The organism is Rhodococcus sp. NPDC004095 (assembly GCF_053604015.1).
On the sequence record NZ_JBSGGS010000003.1, the window covers coordinates 333181 to 351853 of the forward strand.

An 18673-nucleotide genomic window follows, 5' to 3' on the forward strand; every position below is an offset into this window, starting at 1 on the left:
TCGGCACCCCTGTCGCCGATTCGAGATTCGGATCCGCCGACGCCGGCCGCCCGGTCGGAGTAGTTTTCCGCGCGGGCGGGGCGAGTTCGGACCCGACCAGCGAGGGCGCCGAGCTGTGCCATCGACACCTACCCGTTGGGGACGGAGACCGCCGTGACCGAGCCGGACGAGACCACCACACCACCCGCGAACAGGGCACTGCTCGCCCTGGCCGCGGTGCTCCTGCTGATCCCGATCGTCGCGATCCTGTGGGTGCCGTTCTACGCCCGCGAGGAACCGAGGTGGGGCGGCTTCCCGTTCTTCTTCTGGTATCAGTTCGTGTGGGTGTTCCTCTGCGCCGGAGCCACTTTCGCGGCGTACCGGATCGTGCTCCGGGCCCGCCCGCACCGCCCGATGCGGGGCGCCGACGAGGACGGCGACCGGTGACCGCCGAGGTGCTGGCGGCCGGCCCCGGCGACGGGGTCGATGGGGTCGCGCTTGCGGTGCTGGTCGCACTGTTCGCCCTGGTCACGGTGCTCGGATTCCTCGCGTCCCGGTGGCGGCGGGCGGCGAACCTGGCCAGCCTCGACGAGTGGGGACTCGGCGGCCGCAGTTTCGGCACCTGGGTGACGTGGTTCCTGATCGGCGGCGACATCTACACCGCGTACACGTTCATCGCGGTGCCCGCCGCGATGTTCGCCCTCGGCGCGGTGAGTGGGTTCTTCGCCATCCCCTACGCGATCGTCGTGTACCCGATCATCTTCGTGTTCATGTCCCGGCTGTGGTCGGTCAGCCACCGTCACGGCTACGTGACCACCGCGGACTTCGTGCGCGGGCGGTACGGGTCGCGCTGGCTGTCGCTCGCGATGGCGCTGACCGGGATCCTCGCGACGATGCCGTATGTCGCGCTGCAACTGGTCGGCATCCAGGCGGTCCTCGAGGTGATCGGCATCGGCGGCGCGGACAACGTGATCGCGAGGGACCTGCCGTTGTTCATCGCGTTCGCGGTCCTCGCGGCGTACACGTACTCGTCGGGGCTGCGGGCGCCCGCGATCATCGCGTTCGTCAAGGACACGCTGATCTACCTGGTGATCATCGTCGCGGTGATCTACCTGCCGTCGAAGTTCGGCGGCTGGGCGCACATCTTCGACGCCGCGCAGACCAAGATGGAGACCCCCAACCCGGCCACCGGCAAACCCACCGGGACGTTCATTCCGAGCAGCCAGCAGTTCTGGGCGTACGCCACCCTGTCGTTGGGGTCCGCGCTGGCACTGTTCATGTACCCGCACTCGGTGACGGCGACGCTGTCGGCGAAGTCCCGCAACACGATCCGGCGCAACGCCTCGATCCTGCCCGCCTACACGTTCCTGCTCGGCCTGCTCGCCCTGCTCGGCTGGGTGGCGATCGCCGCGGGTACCAAACCGATCGGGCTCGACGGCAAGCCCAACGCCCAGTTGGTGGTGCCACAACTGTTCGAGGACGCATTCCCGTCCTGGTTCGCGGGTGTCGCGTTCTCCGCTATCGCGATCGGTGCCCTCGTGCCCGCCGCGATCATGTCCATCGCCGCGGCGAACCTGTTCACCCGCAACGTGTATCGCGAATGGTTCCGGCCGTCCGCGACGCCCGCGCAGGAGGCGAAGGTCGGCAAGATCGTCTCCCTGGTGGTCAAGTTCGTGGCGCTGATCTTCGTGCTCACCCTCGACAAGCAGAACGCGATCAACTTCCAGCTGCTCGGCGGGATCTGGATCCTGCAGACCTTCCCGGCAATCGTGTTCGGGCTCTACACCCGCTGGTTCCACCGCTGGGCGCTGCTCGCGGGCTGGGCGGTGGGCATGGTCTACGGCACCGTCGTCGCCTACAACACCTCGTCCCCGACCACGGAGCACTTCGCCGGGTCGCTCGCCTCGATCCCCGGGATCGCGCAGATGGGATACGTCGCGCTGACCGCGTTCGTGATCAACGTCGTCGTCGCGGCCGTGCTCACCCTGGCACTGCGGGCACTGAACGCACCCGACGGCATCGACGCGACCGTCACCGGCGACTACTTCGCGGACACCGGCGACCCCCGCGTGAAACCGCTACCCACCACCCCGACGGAGGCCACGCCGAGTCCCTGAGGCGGCTGCGCCGCTCGTGTGCGCTTCGGTGAGTCCAGGAACTCACGAGACACGCGCGAGCGCCGGAGGCGCCCTCGGTGGTCCCCGATTCGTACACTGCGCCCATGGACACCTGGGTGCTCCCCGCTCTCCTCGGTCTCGGCCTCGCCGCCGCGACCGGGCTGCGGACCTTCCTGCCGCTGCTGATGCTCAGCACCGCCGCATATTTCGGACTGTTCGGCATCTCGCTGGGCGAGTCCTTCGCCTGGGTGGGATCGGCAGGTGCACTGGTGGCGCTCACGATCGCGACCGCCGTCGAACTCCTCGCGGACCTGATCCCGTTCGTGGACAACGCACTCGGCGTGTTCGGCACCGTCAGCCGCCCGATCGCGGCCGCGATCGCCGCCGGGGCCGTGTTCACCGATCTCGAACCGTCGACAGCGGTGATCGCGGGCATCATCGTCGGCGCACCGACCGCACTCGCGTTCAGCACCGCCCAGACCGGTGCCCGGGCGGTCAGCACCGCGTCGACGGCGGGAGTGGCGAATCCTGTGCTCTCCGTCGCCGAGGACGGCGCCGCCTTCACCCTGGTCCTGGTGGCTTTCCTGCTGCCGCTGCTGATCCCGGCTGTGCTCGCGTTCGCGCTGTGGTTCGCGTGGAAGGGTGTTCGCCGGCTCCGGCGCCCGGTGAACGGCTGACGCGGGTCGCACCCGGGCCCGCCCCGCCGACCTGAGAGACTGGCCCACATGGCCGACACCGAGATCACGTTCACCAGCGGCGACGTCACCGTCCACGGCAGCCTCCTCGTCCCCGACGGCGTCGACGGCCCGGCACCCGCCGCGCTGCTACTCGCGGGCAGCGGCCCCACCGACCGCAACGGCGACAGCGCGGTGATGCCCGGCTCGATCGGCACCCTGCGCTTCCTCGCCGACACCCTCGCCGAGGCGGGTATCGCGAGCCTGCGGTACGACAAGCTCGGCAGCGGCGTGACCGGGCTCGGTCCCTACTCGGTCGACGACGTCGCCGACCTCGGGTTCTCCGTCTTCGTCGACGCCGCGGCCGACGCGCTGCGCAACCTCGCCGCGCAGCCCGACATCGATTCGCGCCGGCTGCTGGTGATCGGCCACAGCGAGGGCGCGCTGGTCGCGATGGCCGTCGCCGTCCGCGACGACACCCCCGACCTGATCGGGCTGGGCTTGCTCGAGCCCCTCGCGGTGCGGTTGCTGGATCTGCTGACCCGGCAGATCACCGGGCAGGTCGACGCGGCCGTCGCGGGCGGCCAGCTGCCCGTCGAGCTCGCCGACCAGCTGCGCACCGGCCTCGCCGACGCGGTCGAGTCGCTCCGCACCGACGGCACCGTCTCCGACGACCTGCCGGAACCGCTCCGGCTCGCCGGCCTGGTCTCCGTCAACGCCAAGGCCCTCGCCGAGGAGGATGCGCTCGACCCTCGCGCACTGGCCGCACAGCTGCCCGCCGGCCTGCCCGTGCTGACGAGCTGCTCGGACCGCGACATCCAGGTCTCCCTCGAGGACGTCGATGCCCTCGACGCCGCCCTGACCGGCGCGAAGGTCACCCCGGTCCGGATGACGACGGCGAACCACGTGCTCAAGGAGATCGGCGAGCGCCCCTCCACCGGCGCCGACTACGTCGAGGACCTGCCGTACTCGCCGGAGTTCCGGACCGCGTTCGTGAACTGGCTGGGCGCTCTCCCCCGCTGACGCCGAGTGTGCACCGCCCTCGCGCGCAGTCGGTGCCCGCGGCGGGGGTGCACACTCGCAGGCTGTGGACGACGGCGCAGGTTGTCCACAGCCCGCGTCGCGGCACCACCGGGGCGCGCGACAAGATCTGCATCGTCGGCTCGAGCCACCGAGAAGTACCGTGGCACAAGGGAAATCGTTGGTCTCCGCCAGGTTCTCGATCTGATCGACGGCGGCGCCGAGTCGCCGCCCGAGACTCGAACCCGGCCGACGCTCGTCGACAGCGAACCGCCGCGGCCGACGGTCGCAACATCGGGTGAACACCCGGCGGGACACGCCGGAATCGAATACCGGGATGCGTGGACCCCACCCGGTGATGTACCGTTCTCGGCTAACAACCAGCTGCGAGAAGAAGGGAACCCGGCCATGTCGAAGTTTGCGCACGTATCGGCAGCACACGTGGCCATGTGGCGTTCCTGCATTTTTGCCAAGCGTGTGCGCCGAGAACCATTCTGACGACAAGCGGATCGAGTTCTCGGCACCCAGGGCACACAGCCCGGGTGCCTTTTCTTTTGTCCCGAGTTTTTCCCGAACCGTCGCCCCGACGAAACCTTCCGAACACACGCCGCCGACACACTCGAAGGCGCGAGACCGAGCTAAGGAGCTCCGACATGAAACTTCGCTTCAACCAACTGTCCCCGACGCAACCGCTGGCGGACCTGCCTGCGGACCTCACCGGCCACGCCGTCACGCTGGACCTGTCGCACACCGACGCCGGGCAGCGCGCCGCGGCCACCGATCTGGCCCGCGAACTGCTCGACCGCGGCGCCGCCCGGATCGTCATCTCGGGTAACGCCGCCTGAAACGCACGAGAGGTGCACACCCGGCAGGGTGCACACCTCTCGTGTGTCGTGTCGATCAGTGCGCGAAGTGACGCGCCCCGGTCAGGTACATGGTGATGCCGGCTTCACGCGCGGCCTCGATGACCTCGTTGTCCCGGACGGATCCACCCGGCTGCACGACCGCCTTCACGCCGGCGTTCGCCAGCACCTGCAGGCCGTCGGGGAACGGGAAGAAGGCGTCGGATGCGGCGACCGACCCGGTCACCCGGTCACCACCGCGGTTCACCGCGAGGTGCGCGGAGTCGACCCGGTTGACCTGCCCCATGCCGACACCGATCGACGCCCCGCCGGACGCCAGCAGGATCGCGTTGGACTTCACCGAACGGCAAGCCCGCCAAGCGAATTCGAGATCCTTGAGGGTCTGCTCGTCGGCCGCCTCGCCGACCGCGAGGGTCCAGTTCTTCGGGTCGTCGCCCTCGGCGTCGAGGACGTCCCGCTGCTGCAGCAGCGCGCCACCGGAGATCGGCCGCAGCTCGACGCCCGTCTCGGTCGGCGCGACCGCCTCGAGCACGCGCACGTTCTTCTTGCGCGCCAGCACCTCGACGGCACCGGGCGCATAGGACGGGGCGATGATGACCTCGGTGAAGATCTCCGCGACCTGCTCCGCCATCTCGACGGTGATCTCGCGGTTCGCGGCGATGACGCCACCGAACGCGCTGACCGGGTCGCAGGCGTGTGCCTTGCGGTGCGCCTCGGCGATGTCCGCTCCGACCGCGATACCGCACGGGTTGGCGTGCTTGATGATCGCGACCGCGGGAGCGTCGAAGTCGTGGGCGGCGCGCCACGCGGCGTCACCGTCGGTGTAGTTGTTGTACGACATCTCCTTGCCGTGCAACTGCGTCGCCTGCGCGAGGCCGGCGGGCGCGGCCGGGTTCACGTACAGCGCGGCGGCCTGGTGCGGGTTCTCGCCGTAACGCAGCACCGCGGTGCGGTCCCAGCTGGCGCCGGTCCACTCCGGGAACTGCGAGTCCGACTCGACCAGCGTCGACGTCATCCAGGACGCGACCGCGACGTCGTAGGCGGCGGTGTGCTGGAACGCCTGCGCGGCGAGCGCGGTGCGCTCGGCGAGAGTGAACCCGCCGGCGGCGACGGCGGCCAGCACGTCGGAGTACTTGGCGGGGTCGACGACGACCGCGACCGAGGGGTGGTTCTTCGCCGCGGCGCGCACCATCGACGGGCCGCCGATGTCGATCTGCTCGACGCACTCGTCCGGAGTGGCACCCGAGGCGACGGTCTGCGTGAACGGGTACAGGTTCACCACGACCAGCTGGAACGCCTCGATGCCGAGCTCCTCGAGCTGCGCGAGGTGGTCGGGCTTGCGGGTGTCGGCGAGGATGCCCGCGTGCACGCGCGGGTGCAGCGTCTTCACGCGACCCTCGAGGCATTCGGGGAACCCGGTCAGCGACTCGACCGGCGTGACCGGGATGCCGGCCTCTGCGATCTTCGCGGCGGTCGATCCGGTCGAGACCAGCTCGACGCCGGCCTCGTGCAGGCCGGTGGCGAGCTCCACCAGACCGCTCTTGTCGTACACGCTCACCAGTGCGCGGCGCAGTGCCTTACGTTCGGTCACTTCGGGATCACGGCCTTTCGTCCATCGGAAACAACTCCTCGGGTAGCGACGGCGGCGATGACCTCGACCAGCAGTCGCCGTTCCACGGTCTTGATGCGTTCGTGCAGCGTCGACTCGTCATCGTCGTCGAGCACGATCACCGCCTCCTGGGCCAGCACGGGCCCGGTGTCGACACCCGAATCCACAAGGTGCACGGTCGATCCCGTCACCTTGACGCCGTAGGCGAGGGCGTCGGGGACGGCGTGCGCGCCGGGGAAGGACGGCAGCAGCGCGGGATGCGTGTTGATGATCCGGCCGCCGAACCGCGACATGAACTCCGGGCCGAGGATCTTCATGAACCCGGCGGAGACGATCAGGTCGGGGGTGTGCGCGGCGACGGCCTCGGTCAGCGCCAGGTCCCAGGCGGCACGATCGGGGTGCTGCCCCAACGCGACCTTGAAGGCGGGGATTCCGGCGGCCTCGGCGTGCTTGGTGGCGGCGCACTCCCGGTCCACGCCGACCGCGACGATCCGTGCCGGGTAGTCGTCGGTGGCGGCCGCGATCAGCGACTGCAGCAGGCTTCCCGTGCCGGAAGCGAGGACCACGACCCGGACCGGCGTACCGGTGTCATCGGGCCGGAACACATGCGGGGCAGTCAGCGCTCTACTCCTCGGGGCATCGGCCGGGGCCCGGCCGTGAATACCGTCGGCTGCCGCCGACACCCGGTAAGACTAGTCGCTGCTGGTCCGGGTGCCCTCGGGCAGGTCCTCCTCCGACTTCGGCTCCGTGACCTGCACCACCCCGGCCTCGGTCGCCCCGGTGTCGCCGGGTTCGTCGACCACCTCGGCGTCGACCACCGACCCCGGTTCGATGTCGACGACGGGTGGGGCGGTCTCGGCGTCCTCGAGCAGTTCGGCCTCGATCACCGCGGTCCGCGGAGCCGCGCCGTCCGGCGCGTCCGTCCCGTCGCCGGGCCCGGGAGCCTCGGACGGCGGTGGGACCTCGCCCCCGCCTGCCTCGGACTCCGCAGCCGCGGTGTCGTCGGCGATGCGTCCACCGGGCAGTGCCGGGGTTTCCGGAACGACGTTCGGCCGCGGCGGCCGCGGCGCACGCTCGGGTGCCGGTTCCGGTTCCGGCCGGGCCCGCCATCGCGTCACCGCCGCCGCGGCAGCGCCGCACAGGGCGAGCCAACCGAAGGTGGCGCCGGCGAACGTGGCCACGGTGACGCCGACCGAACCGAACGACCCGAGCGCACCCCCGGCGACGAACCCGAGCACCGCGAACACCACGGCGACGGCGAACGCCCCGACGAGCGCGGTCTTCGCGGCCAGCAGCGGGGAACCGGACCGGCGGGCGCACTCGCGGCCGAACAGCACGCCGATCGCGGCGGGGATCACCAGTGCCGCCAGCCAGCCGTCACCCCAGGACTGCTCCGGCAACGCGCCGAGCACCGGCAGGGCGGGAACCGGCCCACCGACCACGTCGAACAGGCTCACCGACGCGGATCCCACGTGGACGGCCGACCCGACCAGCACCGCGGTGGCCCCGACGACGACGTTCGGCAGGTACAGGATCGACAGCAGGGTCAGCCCGAGCCCACCGGTGAAACCGTCCCCGGCCTCGACGAGCATCCCGACCGTCGACCAGGATGCGAGCAGCGAGGCGACCGTGATCGCCGCGCCGGTGGCCAACAGCGCCATCGCAGCCCGCATCGCCGGACGCGCGGCGGCGAGCACCCAGTCCGGCACGCCGAGGAAGGTCACGGCCGGCCGCCACAGTCGCATTCCGATCCCGATCCCGGCGCCGGTCAGGTGCACCGCAGCCACCCACGCGAACGCGGACAGCGGGTTCGGCGTCGACAGGGCGATCACCGATGCGGCGTCGGCGACCACGGCCAGGGCGATCGCGGTGACCACCAGCGGACCCGCGACCGCGGCGCCGAGCACCCACCAGCACTCGTGCCGCGGGGTGGACGCGTGGACGACGCGGGAGCAACCCCGGGCCACCGCCGCGACCATCACCAGCGTCGGCAGCAGTGGCAACACCCCGAGCGACGCGCCGCCGATGGTCAGCGGCACCTGGTGGACGGCGAGCCACCCGGCCGCGATCGCACCGCTCGTCCCGGTCAGGTCGCTGTTCGCCGCGACGAGGGTGACGAGCATGCACGTGGCGATGACGACGAGGGCGAGCAGCGCAGGCCGCAGACCGAGCCCGAGCAGGGCCCGCACCTGCTCCGGGGTCGGGCTGGGGCGGGTGCCGGTCGCGGGTTTGCGGATCGGGGGGCGCGGGGTGCGCCGCTGACCGTCGGGACGGGTGGCGGCGCGGCTGAGCGCGGAATTCATCGGGCCGACTGCGTCAGTCGTCGGTACGTTCGGGCTGGTCGACGCCGAAGGCACGAGTCTGCGCCGCGGAGTCCTCGCCTGCCGCGGCCTCATCCGGCGAGGCCGGTGCGCTGCCGGCCGGCGGCTGACCGTACGGCTGCTGCGGCGGCGGCCCGTAGGGCTGCGGCGGGGTCTGCTGGGTCGGCGCGCCGTGGCCGGGCGCGGGCGGCGGGGACGCGGGCTGCGGCGGCGCGTACGGGTTGGGCACCTGGCCGTAGCCGGGCTGCGGCTGACCGTAACCGGCGGGCTGGCCGTAGCCGACCGGCTGCCCCGGCGCGGGCGGCTGCCCCGGACCGTAGCCGGGAGGGAAGCCGGGCGGCGGACCGTAGCCGGGCGCGGGAGGGCCGTACGGCTGCGCCGGGTACGCGACCGGGCGCGGCGCCGGCATCCGGACCAGGCCCAGGGTGAGGGCGAGCGCGGCGATCGCGACCGCCGCCTGCACGAACCCCAGGATCAGGTTGAGGATGCCGCCCCACGCCAGGCTCACCCCATCCGAGAGGGTGAACAGGAAGAACAGCGAGACCAGGAAGCCCACCAGGGAGGTCACCGCAACGATCGGGTACTGGTCCTGCCCGGGCAGCAGCGACAGCCCGGCCAGCAGTCCGCCGACCAACAGCAGCGCCAGGGCGATCACCGGGTAGCCGCCTTCGAAGGAACTCTGCGTCAGCGGGGTCTCGCTGAAGGTGGTGACCTTCGCGAAGGGCGCGAACCCGACCAGGAAGTTCACCACGCCGAGGGCGAGCACCGCGATGCACAGCAGGTGCGGCAGCGGCTTGGCGGCGAGACCGCCCGCCGGCTGCGCCGGCGGGACCGGCGGCAGGCCCGGACCCGCGGGGCCCGCGGACGGATAGCCGGGTCCTGTGGGCGGATACGTCATCGTCGGCTCCTCGTCGATACGCGGCACTGGGCTCTCGGGCAGGTCGGTGAACCAACGCTAGCGCACCTCGTCGCGGTGGGCCGATGGCGCGCTGCACGGGTGGACCACGGCGTCGGCCGGGCCTACCGGACACGGACACGAAAACGCCGACGGGCACCTGCGCGATGCAGGTGCCCGTCGGCGTGAACGAGAGGGTGTTACGCGCCCACGGTCAGGGTCTCGAGGATCTCGCGCGCGAGAGCGGCGGTCTCGGACGGCGTCTTGCCGACCTTGACGCCGGCCGCCTCGAGGGCGTCCTTCTTGGCCTGGGCGGTGCCCGAGGAGCCGGAGACGATGGCGCCGGCGTGGCCCATGGTCTTGCCCTCGGGGGCGGTGAAGCCCGCGACGTAGCCGACGACCGGCTTGGTGACGTTGGCCTTGATGTAGTCGGCCGCACGCTCCTCGGCGTCGCCGCCGATCTCGCCGATCATGACGATGAGCTTGGTCTCCGGGTCCTTCTCGAACGCCTCGATGGCGTCGATGTGGGTGGTGCCGATGACCGGGTCGCCGCCGATGCCGATGGCGGTGGAGAAGCCGTACTCACGCAGCTCGAACATCATCTGGTAGGTGAGGGTGCCGGACTTCGACACCAGGCCGACCGGGCCCTTGCCCGCGATGTTGGCCGGCGTGATGCCGACCAGCGCCTCGCCCGGGGTGATGATGCCGGGGCAGTTGGGGCCGATGATCCGGGTCTTGTTGCCCTTCTCGACGTTGTAGGCCCACGCGTACGCGGAGTCCTGCACCGGGATGCCCTCGGTGATGACCACGAGCAGCGGGATCTCCGCGTCGATGGCCTCGACGATGGCGTCCTTCGAGAACGCCGGCGGGACGAACGCGATGGAGACGTCCGCGCCGGTCTCCTTCATGGCCTCGGCGACGGACGCGAAGACCGGGAGCTCGACGGCGTTGCCGTCCTTGTCGGTGTGCGAGACCGTGGTGCCGGCCTTGCGGGCGTTGACGCCGCCGACGACCTGGGTGCCTGCCTTGAGCATCAGGGCGGTGTGCTTGGTGCCCTCGCCGCCGGTGATGCCCTGGACGATGACCTTGGAGTCCTTGGTGAGGAAGATTGCCATTGTTCTAGTCCCTTACTTCGCGGCGAACGCGAGTTCGGCGGCCTTGTCGGCGGCCTCGTCCATGGTGGCGACAACCGTGACCAGCGGGTGGTTGGCCTCGGCCAGGATGCGGCGGCCCTCTTCGACGTTGTTGCCGTCGAGACGGACGACGAGCGGCTTGTTGGCCTCGTCACCGAGGGTCTGCAGGGCACCGACGATGCCGTTGGCGACCGCGTCACAGGCGGTGATGCCGCCGAAGACGTTGACGAAGACGCTCTTGACCTGGGCGTCGTTCAGGATGACGTCGAGGCCGGCGGCCATGACCGCAGCCGAGGCGCCGCCACCGATGTCGAGGAAGTTGGCGGGCTTGACGCCACCGTGCTTCTCACCGGCGTACGCGACGACGTCCAGGGTCGACATGACCAGGCCGGCGCCGTTGCCGATGATGCCGACCTCGCCGTCGAGCTTGACGTAGTTGAGGTCGTTCTCCTTGGCCTTGAGCTCGAGCGGGTCGGTGGCGTCCCGGTCCTCGAACTCGGCGTGGCCGGCCTGACGGAAGTCGGCGTTGGCGTCCAGGGTGACCTTGCCGTCGAGGGCGAGGATCTGATCGTCAGGGGTGCGGACGAGCGGGTTGACCTCGACGAGGAGAGCGTCTTCCTTGATGAAGACCTCCCACAGCTTCTGGATCGTGTTGGCCGCGGCGTCGAGGACCTCGGCAGGCAGCTTGCCCGCCTCGGCGATGCTGCGCGCGAACGCGAGGTCGACACCCTTGACGGCGTCCACGGGGATCTTCGCGAGGGCGTCGGGGTTCTCCTCGGCGGTGACCTCGATCTCGACGCCACCCTCGACCGAGCACATCGCCAGGTAGGTGCGGTTGGTGCGGTCGAGCAGGAAGGAGATGTAGTACTCCTCCGCGATCTCACTCGCCTCGGCGACGAGCAGCTTCTTGACGACGTGGCCCTTGATGTCGAGGCCCAGGATGGCCTCGGCGTTCGCCTGCGCTGCATCCGCGTCTGCCGAGTACTTGACGCCGCCGGCCTTGCCGCGGCCGCCGACCTTCACCTGCGCCTTGACCATCACGGGCTTGCCGATTTCCTCGGCGATCTCGCGGGCACCGGCGACAGTGTCGGTAACACGGCCGGCCGACGTCGGCACGTCGTGCTTGGCGAAGAGTTCCTTCGCCTGGTATTCGAAGAGATCCATCTGCTCACCGTCTCGTCTGCGTTGACGCCCGCTCGAGGGGTAGGAGCGGGTCCGTTCGGGACAATATCTAGTTGATTCCGCGACACAGCCCTCGCGTCGATGCTATGTGGCATATGTCACGGCCTGGGGTGCGTGCGCCGCAGGTCACGGCCGCCGGACACAAGGGCCTTGGCGGCTGACTCGTGGAATAGCGCCGCACCGGCGATCGCGAGCCGGTCCGTCGGCGCGATCTCCGACTCGGCGACCCGACCATTGGTCAAGGGCCACCCGATCAGGTATACGCCATCGCGATCGCCACGCCCACCGCAGCCTCCCGTTGCGCCATGGCCCACGCGACGAAACCTCTCAGGGAGTGCCGTCCGCCGCCCCACACAGCGGAGCAGCGCCCCAGCTCGTCCGTGATCAATTTGTGATGGATATCACAATGGCTCGGCGGGTCCCCTCCAAAGGTTGCGGGTGTTGCGACCGTTTCGTTACCGTCGCTGAGTCCAAGTCACAGGCAGGTCACGAACGGAAGGACGGCAGGTTCTTGTCCAGGCACCGCGCGCCCTCCACGACCAGCCAATTCGGCACCGTCCCAGTACCGGACACCGCATACGCCGAAGAATTCGCAGCTCAGACCGTCGCAGCCCATCCGGGAACGGCACCTGCCCCCAGTAAACCGAGGGACTGGTTCGCCGCCGACGACGCGAGCAATCAGTCATATCCGCAGTACTCGGCACAGCGTTACACCGGGTCATCACGTTTCGAGACCCACGGCTCCATGAATTACCGCACCACTGATTACCGCAGCACGGATTACCCCGGCACCGATTACCCCGGCACCGATTACCCCGGCACCGATTACCCCGGCACCGATTACCGCAGCACCCCCCTCCAGCAGATCGACTCGTTCGACGACGACCCGACCGCGGTCGTCACGGCGCTTCCCCACGCGAAGCCCACCACGGACCCCACCGGGTCCGACCTCGCGAATGTCGCAGCTCCCGCTCGCCGCGGTGGAGCGCACCGCATCCCCACTCCCCCCACCGCCCTCAAGGGCCGCGCCGCGGTCGTGGCCGTCGCCGCCGGCGCCGTGGTCGCCGCGGGACAGGCCGCGAACAGCGGCCCGGAGCAGGCCCCCGAAGTCGCGCTCGCCGCCGACGACGCCTCGACGATCGCGTCCACCGCCGAGCCGCAGGCCGCCCAGTTCGCCGCGACCACCTCGAGCACCGCGCCGTCCCAGGCCCCGCAGGTCCTCAACGTCGCCGACCCCGCGGACCTGACCCAGTTCTCGAACCTGCTCGCCAAGGGCCAGCGGTTCAGCGAGGAGCGTGCCGCCCGCGAGGCCGCGGCGCGGCGTCCGCTGTTCGTGCTCCCGGCGCTCGGCACCTACACCTCCGGGTACGGCTCCCGCTGGGGCACCCTGCACGCCGGCGTGGACATCGCCAATGCGATCGGTACCCCGATCTACGCGGTCGCCGACGGCGTCGTCATCGACTCCGGGCCCGCATCCGGATTCGGCATGTGGGTGCGTCTGCAGCACGCCGACGGCACCATCACGGTGTACGGACACATCGATTCCTCGCTCGTCTCCGTCGGCCAGCAGGTCATGGCCGGAGACCAGATCGCCCGCATGGGCAACCGCGGCTTCTCGACCGGCCCGCACCTGCACTTCGAGGTGCACCTGGCCGGCGACAACAAGATCGACCCCATCCCGTGGCTGGCCACCCGTGGCATCAGCCTGGGCGTCGAGCGCGACTGAGGCTCTACCCCGACACCGCCGCCGTGGTGCGGCCGGTCAGGTAGGCGTCCGCCATCCGCTGTTCCCCTCGTTGTTCCCGGCGCAGTGCCGCGGACACCGCGGCCCCGGCGTCGAGCACCGCGCGCAGCGCGGGTTGCTCGTCCGCCAGACGCAGCCAGGCGTCCCGGGGTGCCGTGCCGTCCTCAACCGCCTGGTCGAGCAGTGCCGCGAGGTGACCGCTCCACCGATGCTGCAAGGCGAGCAGGATCTCGTCGGGCGACCTGAAATACGCTCGGGCGCCGGGTATCTCGCCGAGCCGATGCACCACGCCCGGATCCGTCGCGGCTCGGTCCAGCACATCCTCGAGCACTCGTCGTCGTTCTCGGAATTCGGTCCAGGACATCTCGCCACCTCCATGGAACGTCGTTTCACCCACGCTACGAACTCGGCGCAGGTCTCGTCGCCGTGCCGGAGTCGGGACTTGCTCTCCTACCCAGGGCGGAGGCCGACTCCACCCCCGAACGGATGCGCGGGCCCCCGACCGGCGTTTACGCTGCCCCTGTGCAGGTCACGGAGTTCTTCCGTCAACGGCTGGCGGAGAGCGGGTACGACTACCCGATGGCCGTCCCGCTGTTCGAACACGCCGCCACGGCGGTGATCGCGGTGATCGCGGTCGCGCAGCGCGATGCCCTCGTGCCTCCGGGCTGGCCGCTCCTGGTCGGGGCGATCGTCACGATCACCCCGATGATCGGCGACATGGTCAGACCCGGGATGCTGATGCCACGGCCGGCACTCGCCGCCCTCGTCATCACCGCGACGACGCTGCTGATGCTCGACCCTCCTGCCACACAGTTCGACTTCGCGCCGCTACTGCTGGCGATGACGGCCGGCGAGGTGGCGGCCACGTCGAGACCGGCGGTGAGCCTGGTTGCCGCGGCCGCGGCCGCGGCGGTCCCGATCGCCTTCGCGGCCGGCGGCCGACTCGACGGGACCGCGACCTGGTACGTCCTGACCATCGGACTGGGCTGGATCATCGGGCGGCTCATGCAGATCCAGCTCCGGTTGCTGCAGCAGGAACGTGAGGCGCGCGCCATCCAGGCCGAACAGTCGGCCGCGGCGGAGCGGCATCGCATCGCACGCGAAGTGCACGACGTGATCGCGCACTCGCTCAGCGTGACCCTGCTGCACCTGACCGCGGCGCGCCGCGCACTCGAACAGGACCGCGACGTGGACGAAGCGGTCGACGCGCTGACCGATGCGGAGCGGCTCGGCAGGCAGGCCATGGCCGACATCCGCCGCACGGTGGGCCTGCTCGGTACGGGGCCGTCCGGCGCGCATCCGGAACCGGGTATCGGCGACGTCCCCGATCTGGTCGACGACTTCCGGCGCGCTGGACTTCCGGTCCGGTTCGAGTTGCACGGAGATCCGTCCGCGGTCACCGCCGCGACCGGGCTCGGAATCTATCGCGTCTCCCAGGAATCCCTCGCCAACGTGGTCAAACACGCCCCCGGCACCGACGCCGACGTTCGGGTCGCGATCGGGACCGACGCGGTGACCGTCGACGTTCGCAATCGGCTTCGGGTGCCGGCTGCGCCGAGGTCGACGGGCAGCGGGCTGCGCGGCATGCGTGAGCGGGTCACGTTGCTCGGCGGGGACCTGCGCGCCGGACCGGACGGGGACGGCTGGCGGGTGCATGCGCGGATGCCGCTGCCCGGCGGCCCCTGCCCGACCGGGATCCTGCGCCGGATTCCAGGGCTGTCGTGACAGCTCCGGAGGTGCGGGTGCTGCTGGTCGACGATCAGGAGCTGGTCCGGTCGGGGCTCCGTCGGATCCTGCGCCGCAAGGACGGTTTCGTGATCGCCGGCGAGTGTTCGGACGGGTCGCAGGTCCCGGCGGCGGTGCGCGAGCACGCCCCGGACGTGGTGCTGATGGACCTGCGGATGAAGAACGTCGACGGCATCACCGCGACCCGCGAGCTCCGGGCCCGGAACGAGCATCCACCGGTGCTGGTGCTGACCACCTTCGACGACGACGAACTGCTGTCGGGTGCGCTGCGGGCCGGGGCGGCCGGGTTCATCCTCAAGGACTCCCCCGCCGAGGAGCTGATCCGCGGGGTGCGCACGGTCGCGGCCGGTGGGTCGTGCCTCGATCCGTCGGTGACCGGACGGGTGCTGCACACCTACCGTTCGGCGGCTCCCGTCACGGACGGACGCGGCGCCTCGGACCTGACGGCGCGCGAGACCGAGGTGCTGGCGCTGATCGGACGCGGCCGGTCCAACACCGAGATCGCCCGGGCCCTCGGCATTTCGGAGGTCACGGTGAAGAGCCACGTCGGCCACATATTCGTCAAGCTCGGCCTCCGTGACCGAGCGGCGGCGATCGTGTACGCCTTCGACCACGGGATCGTCACCCCGGGCGCGCCTCCCCTCGGCTCCTCACCCCCCGGCTGAAGCGCGAGGGTAACGACGAACGGTGGAGGGATCAGAGCTTGACCATCGGCACGCCGCCGATGAGCATCAGCCGGACCTTGCCGGAGGAGCCGAAGTCGACGGTGACCGTGGCGGTGGTGCCCGCCCCCTTGGTCTCGATGACGGTGCCGAGCCCGTACTTGTCGTGGCTGACCCGATCCCCGACCGCGAGCACGAGGTGGTTGTTACGGGGCCGGGCGGCACCGAAGCTGGGTGTCGGCTCGGCCTTCTCCCGTCCGCCGAAGCCGCCACCGTAGCCGCCGCCACCAAAGCCACCACTGCCGTAGCCGCCGCCGTACCCCTGGCCGCCACGGAACCGGCCGCCACCGATCGCGCCGCCGAGCCCCGGCCCGGGATCCTCCCGCCGCCAGTCGATGAGATCCTGCGGAATCTCCTGCAGGAACCTCGATTCCGGGTTGGTGATGGGCTGACCCCACGCCGACCGCATCACGGCGCGGGTCACGTACAGCCGTTGCCGGGCGCGGGTGATACCGACATAGGCGAGGCGCCGCTCCTCGGACAGTTCCGCGGGGTCCCCGAGGGCGCGCATGTGCGGGAACTGACCGTCCTCCCAGCCGGTGACGAACACGACCGGGAACTCGAGGCCCTTCGCGGTGTGCAGCGTCATCAGCGTCACCACGCCGTCACCGTTGTCCGGCAACTGATCCGAGTCCGCCACCAGGGACACCCGTTCGAGGAACGCAGCCAGCGACCCCGGATCGGGTTCGCCGTCGGTGAGCGCCGGGTCGTCCTCGCCTGCCGCGGCCAGCGCGCCCTCGAGAGCCTCGTCGATCTCGGTGTCGAGCCCGGCGGCGTTGCGCGCATCGGAGCTGAATTCACGTGCGACGCTGACGAGTTCGTTGAGGTTGTCCAGCCGGGCGCCATCCTGCGGGTCGCTGCTGGCCTCCAGTTCGGCGCGGTAGCGGGTCTTGTCGAGGACGGACTCGACGATCTCGCCGATGTCGATCAGGCCGGTGTCGTCGGGCTGCATCGACTCGCGGATCTCGTCCATCATGTCGATGAACGCGGCGATCGCCTTCTGGGATCGGGTGTTCAGCAGCGGGACGGTACCCGCCGCGGCGTCGCGCAGTGCGGCGGCGAACCCGATGCCGCGCTGCTCCGAGTGCACCGCGACGCATGCCTCGGCGCGGTCGCCGATCCCGCGACGCGGGGTGTTGAGGATGCGGCGCAGGCTGACGGTGTCGTCGGGGTTCTCCAGCACCCGCAGGTACGCGACGACGTCGCGCACCTCCTTGCGCTCGTAGAACCGGACGCCGCCGACCACCTTGTAGGGCAGGCCGAGGCGGATGAACACCTCCTCCAGCGCGCGGGAGGAGTTGTTGGTGCGGTAGAACACCGCGACGTCACCGAACCTCGTGTCGCCGCCGTCGACGAGCCGGTCGATCTCCGACGCCACGAACGACGCCTCGTCGTGTTCGTTGTCGGCGACGTAGCCGGTGATCAGCTCACCCTCGCCGGAGTCGGTCCACAACTTCTTGTCCCGCCTGCCGGTGTTGCGGGCGATCACCGCATTGGCGGCGGTCAGGATGTTCTGCGTGGAGCGGTAGTTCTGTTCGAGCAGGATCGTGCGGGCCTGTGGATAGTCCCGTTCGAACTCCTCGATGTTGCGGATGGTGGCGCCGCGGAACGCGTAGATGGACTGGTCGGCGTCGCCGACCACGCACAACTCGGACGCAGGTACCGGCGCAGGGCCAGAAGGCGGCACCGCCGCCGTGCCGTCCTCCCCGACCAGCGTGCGCACCAGCACGTACTGGGCGTGGTTGGTGTCCTGGTACTCGTCGACCAGGACGTGCCGGAAGCGGCGCCGGTAGTACTCGGCGACCTGCGGATGGTTCTGCAAGAGCGCGACCGTCTCGCCGATCAGGTCGTCGAAGTCGAGCGCGTTCGCCGCACGGAGCCGAGCCTGATAGTGCCCGTACACCCGCGCGACCAGCCGGACCACCTCGTTGGTGTCGCGGTCTGCGTCGGCGGTGGCCTGCTCCGGCCCGATCAGCTCGTTCTTCAGGTTCGAGATGTGGGTGGCCAGCAGCCGCGCCGAGTACTTCTTCTGGTCGATCTCGAGGTCCTTCGAGATCATCGTCAGCAGCCGGCGCGAGTCGTCGGCGTCGTAGATGGTGAAGTTCGAGTTGAGTCCAGGCAGCAGCGCGGCCTGCATCCGCAGGATCCGCACGCAGGTGGAGTGGAACGTCGCCACCCACATGCTGTTCGCGCGGGGCCCGACGAGCTGGGCCACCCGTTCGCGCATCTCCGCGGCGGCCTTGTTGGTGAACGTGATGGCCAGGATCTGTCCCGGGGTGACATCGCGTTCGGCGAGCAGGTACGCGATGCGGCGGGTCAGGACCGCGGTCTTGCCCGACCCGGCCCCAGCCACGATCAGCAGCGGCGATCCGGTGTGCACGACCGCGTCCCGCTGCGGCGGATTCAGTCCCGCGAGGAGATCAGCGGTCGAGGTGCGGGGGCCGGCCTGGGCTGCAGCGGAGAATGTGTTCATCGCCCGTCCACGCTACCGCCGCGCACCGACAATCGGCGCCGCGCGGCACCCACACGTGGGTGCACCTCGTCACGCATGGCAAAATGGGGTCATGCTCAGCGCCGATGATCGCCACCCCTGGCGATTTTTCTACGGGTACCGGACTCCGGTGCCCGTGGCCTGATCAACCCCACGAGCCCCGCGGTCCGACTACGG

Annotated in this window: 16 protein-coding genes; 8 read left to right on the forward strand and 8 right to left on the reverse strand. The window is 70.4% G+C overall.

The window, feature by feature from the left end:
* The first annotated feature begins 153 nt into the window (after positions 1–153).
* The 5 genes from ACWEPG_RS07645 to ACWEPG_RS07665 all read left to right on the forward strand — a co-directional run bounded on the left by ACWEPG_RS07645 (position 154) and on the right by ACWEPG_RS07665 (position 4635).
* Entirely contained in the window at positions 154–426 is a 273-nt protein-coding gene (locus ACWEPG_RS07645; protein WP_450113277.1) for a DUF3311 domain-containing protein, read from the forward strand.
* Complete coding sequence (gene mctP / locus ACWEPG_RS07650; protein ID WP_450113278.1) at positions 423–2096, forward strand: monocarboxylate uptake permease MctP; 1674 nt, start codon at positions 423–425, stop codon at positions 2094–2096. Before ACWEPG_RS07645 ends, mctP begins: the two co-directional genes overlap by 4 nt.
* A gap of 104 nt (positions 2097–2200) precedes the next feature.
* Positions 2201–2773 carry a DUF4126 domain-containing protein gene (locus ACWEPG_RS07655; RefSeq protein WP_452594177.1) on the forward strand — a complete coding sequence of 191 codons (573 nt, stop codon included), beginning with the start codon at positions 2201–2203 and terminating at the stop codon, positions 2771–2773.
* Between the two features lie 48 nt (positions 2774–2821).
* On the forward strand, positions 2822–3793 hold the full coding sequence (locus ACWEPG_RS07660; RefSeq protein ID WP_450113280.1) for an alpha/beta hydrolase family protein: 972 nt from the start codon (positions 2822–2824) through the stop codon (positions 3791–3793).
* Between the two features lie 650 nt (positions 3794–4443).
* Entirely contained in the window at positions 4444–4635 is a 192-nt protein-coding gene (locus tag ACWEPG_RS07665; protein WP_450113281.1) for a hypothetical protein, read from the forward strand.
* 55 nt (positions 4636–4690) lie between these two features.
* Here the strand turns inward: ACWEPG_RS07665 and purH are convergent, their stop codons facing one another.
* From purH to sucC, 6 genes are all read right to left on the reverse strand, one after another.
* Positions 4691–6244 carry a bifunctional phosphoribosylaminoimidazolecarboxamide formyltransferase/IMP cyclohydrolase gene (purH, locus tag ACWEPG_RS07670; protein ID WP_452594178.1) on the reverse strand — a complete coding sequence of 518 codons (1554 nt, stop codon included), beginning with the start codon at positions 6242–6244 and terminating at the stop codon, positions 4691–4693.
* A complete protein-coding gene (purN, locus tag ACWEPG_RS07675; protein WP_450113384.1) occupies positions 6241–6882 on the reverse strand; it encodes a phosphoribosylglycinamide formyltransferase in 642 nt (213 codons plus the stop codon). The genes purH and purN overlap by 4 nt, the downstream gene beginning before the upstream one ends.
* Before the next feature lie 72 nt (positions 6883–6954).
* On the reverse strand, positions 6955–8565 hold the full coding sequence (locus ACWEPG_RS07680) for a cell division protein PerM (RefSeq protein WP_452594179.1): 1611 nt from the start codon (positions 8563–8565) through the stop codon (positions 6955–6957).
* Between the two features lie 13 nt (positions 8566–8578).
* Positions 8579–9481: a DUF5336 domain-containing protein gene (locus ACWEPG_RS07685; protein ID WP_450113284.1), complete on the reverse strand. Its 903-nt coding sequence runs from the start codon at positions 9479–9481 to the stop codon at positions 8579–8581.
* Positions 9482–9678: 197 nt separating this feature from the next.
* Complete coding sequence (sucD, locus tag ACWEPG_RS07690; protein WP_450113285.1) at positions 9679–10593, reverse strand: succinate--CoA ligase subunit alpha; 915 nt, start codon at positions 10591–10593, stop codon at positions 9679–9681.
* Positions 10594–10605: 12 nt separating this feature from the next.
* Positions 10606–11775, reverse strand: a complete 1170-nt coding sequence (sucC, locus tag ACWEPG_RS07695) for an ADP-forming succinate--CoA ligase subunit beta (protein ID WP_450113286.1) — start codon at positions 11773–11775, stop codon at positions 10606–10608.
* Positions 11776–12538: 763 nt separating this feature from the next.
* Here sucC and ACWEPG_RS07700 point away from each other — a divergent pair.
* On the forward strand, positions 12539–13519 hold the full coding sequence (locus ACWEPG_RS07700) for a M23 family metallopeptidase (RefSeq protein ID WP_452594180.1): 981 nt from the start codon (positions 12539–12541) through the stop codon (positions 13517–13519).
* Positions 13520–13523: 4 nt separating this feature from the next.
* On the opposite strand, the gene ACWEPG_RS07705 is transcribed toward ACWEPG_RS07700, so the two are convergent.
* The gene (locus tag ACWEPG_RS07705; RefSeq protein WP_450113288.1) at positions 13524–13901 is read right to left on the reverse strand and encodes a hypothetical protein; all 378 of its coding nucleotides are present in this window, start codon (positions 13899–13901) and stop codon (positions 13524–13526) included.
* A gap of 158 nt (positions 13902–14059) precedes the next feature.
* Between ACWEPG_RS07705 and ACWEPG_RS07710 the strand changes: the two genes are divergently transcribed.
* Together ACWEPG_RS07710 and ACWEPG_RS07715 are read left to right on the forward strand one after the other, a co-directional pair.
* Positions 14060–15262, forward strand: a complete 1203-nt coding sequence (locus ACWEPG_RS07710) for a sensor histidine kinase (RefSeq protein WP_450132889.1) — start codon at positions 14060–14062, stop codon at positions 15260–15262.
* A 17-nt stretch (positions 15263–15279) separates the two neighbouring features.
* On the forward strand, positions 15280–15948 hold the full coding sequence (locus ACWEPG_RS07715) for a response regulator transcription factor (protein WP_450113385.1): 669 nt from the start codon (positions 15280–15282) through the stop codon (positions 15946–15948).
* A gap of 31 nt (positions 15949–15979) precedes the next feature.
* Here ACWEPG_RS07715 and pcrA read toward each other — a convergent pair whose 3' ends face one another.
* A complete protein-coding gene (pcrA, locus tag ACWEPG_RS07720; RefSeq protein WP_450113290.1) occupies positions 15980–18478 on the reverse strand; it encodes a DNA helicase PcrA in 2499 nt (832 codons plus the stop codon).
* Positions 18479–18673 lie beyond the last annotated feature (195 nt).

Excerpts from the sequence above, each read along its gene's own strand:
- ACWEPG_RS07705 (WP_450113288.1), bottom strand. The coding sequence starts at position 13,901 with ATGTCCTGGACCGAATTCCGAGAACGACGACGAGTGCTCGAGGATGTG.
- ACWEPG_RS07660 (WP_450113280.1), top strand. The coding sequence starts at position 2,822 with ATGGCCGACACCGAGATCACGTTCACCAGCGGCGACGTCACCGTCCAC.
- ACWEPG_RS07685 (WP_450113284.1), bottom strand. The coding sequence starts at position 9,481 with ATGACGTATCCGCCCACAGGACCCGGCTATCCGTCCGCGGGCCCCGCG.
- ACWEPG_RS07665 (WP_450113281.1), top strand. The coding sequence starts at position 4,444 with ATGAAACTTCGCTTCAACCAACTGTCCCCGACGCAACCGCTGGCGGAC.
- ACWEPG_RS07700 (WP_452594180.1), top strand. The coding sequence starts at position 12,539 with ATGAATTACCGCACCACTGATTACCGCAGCACGGATTACCCCGGCACC.
- sucD (WP_450113285.1), bottom strand. The coding sequence starts at position 10,593 with ATGGCAATCTTCCTCACCAAGGACTCCAAGGTCATCGTCCAGGGCATC.
- ACWEPG_RS07655 (WP_452594177.1), top strand. The coding sequence starts at position 2,201 with ATGGACACCTGGGTGCTCCCCGCTCTCCTCGGTCTCGGCCTCGCCGCC.
- ACWEPG_RS07680 (WP_452594179.1), bottom strand. The coding sequence starts at position 8,565 with ATGAATTCCGCGCTCAGCCGCGCCGCCACCCGTCCCGACGGTCAGCGG.
- pcrA (WP_450113290.1), bottom strand. The coding sequence starts at position 18,478 with ATGAACACATTCTCCGCTGCAGCCCAGGCCGGCCCCCGCACCTCGACC.
- sucC (WP_450113286.1), bottom strand. The coding sequence starts at position 11,775 with ATGGATCTCTTCGAATACCAGGCGAAGGAACTCTTCGCCAAGCACGAC.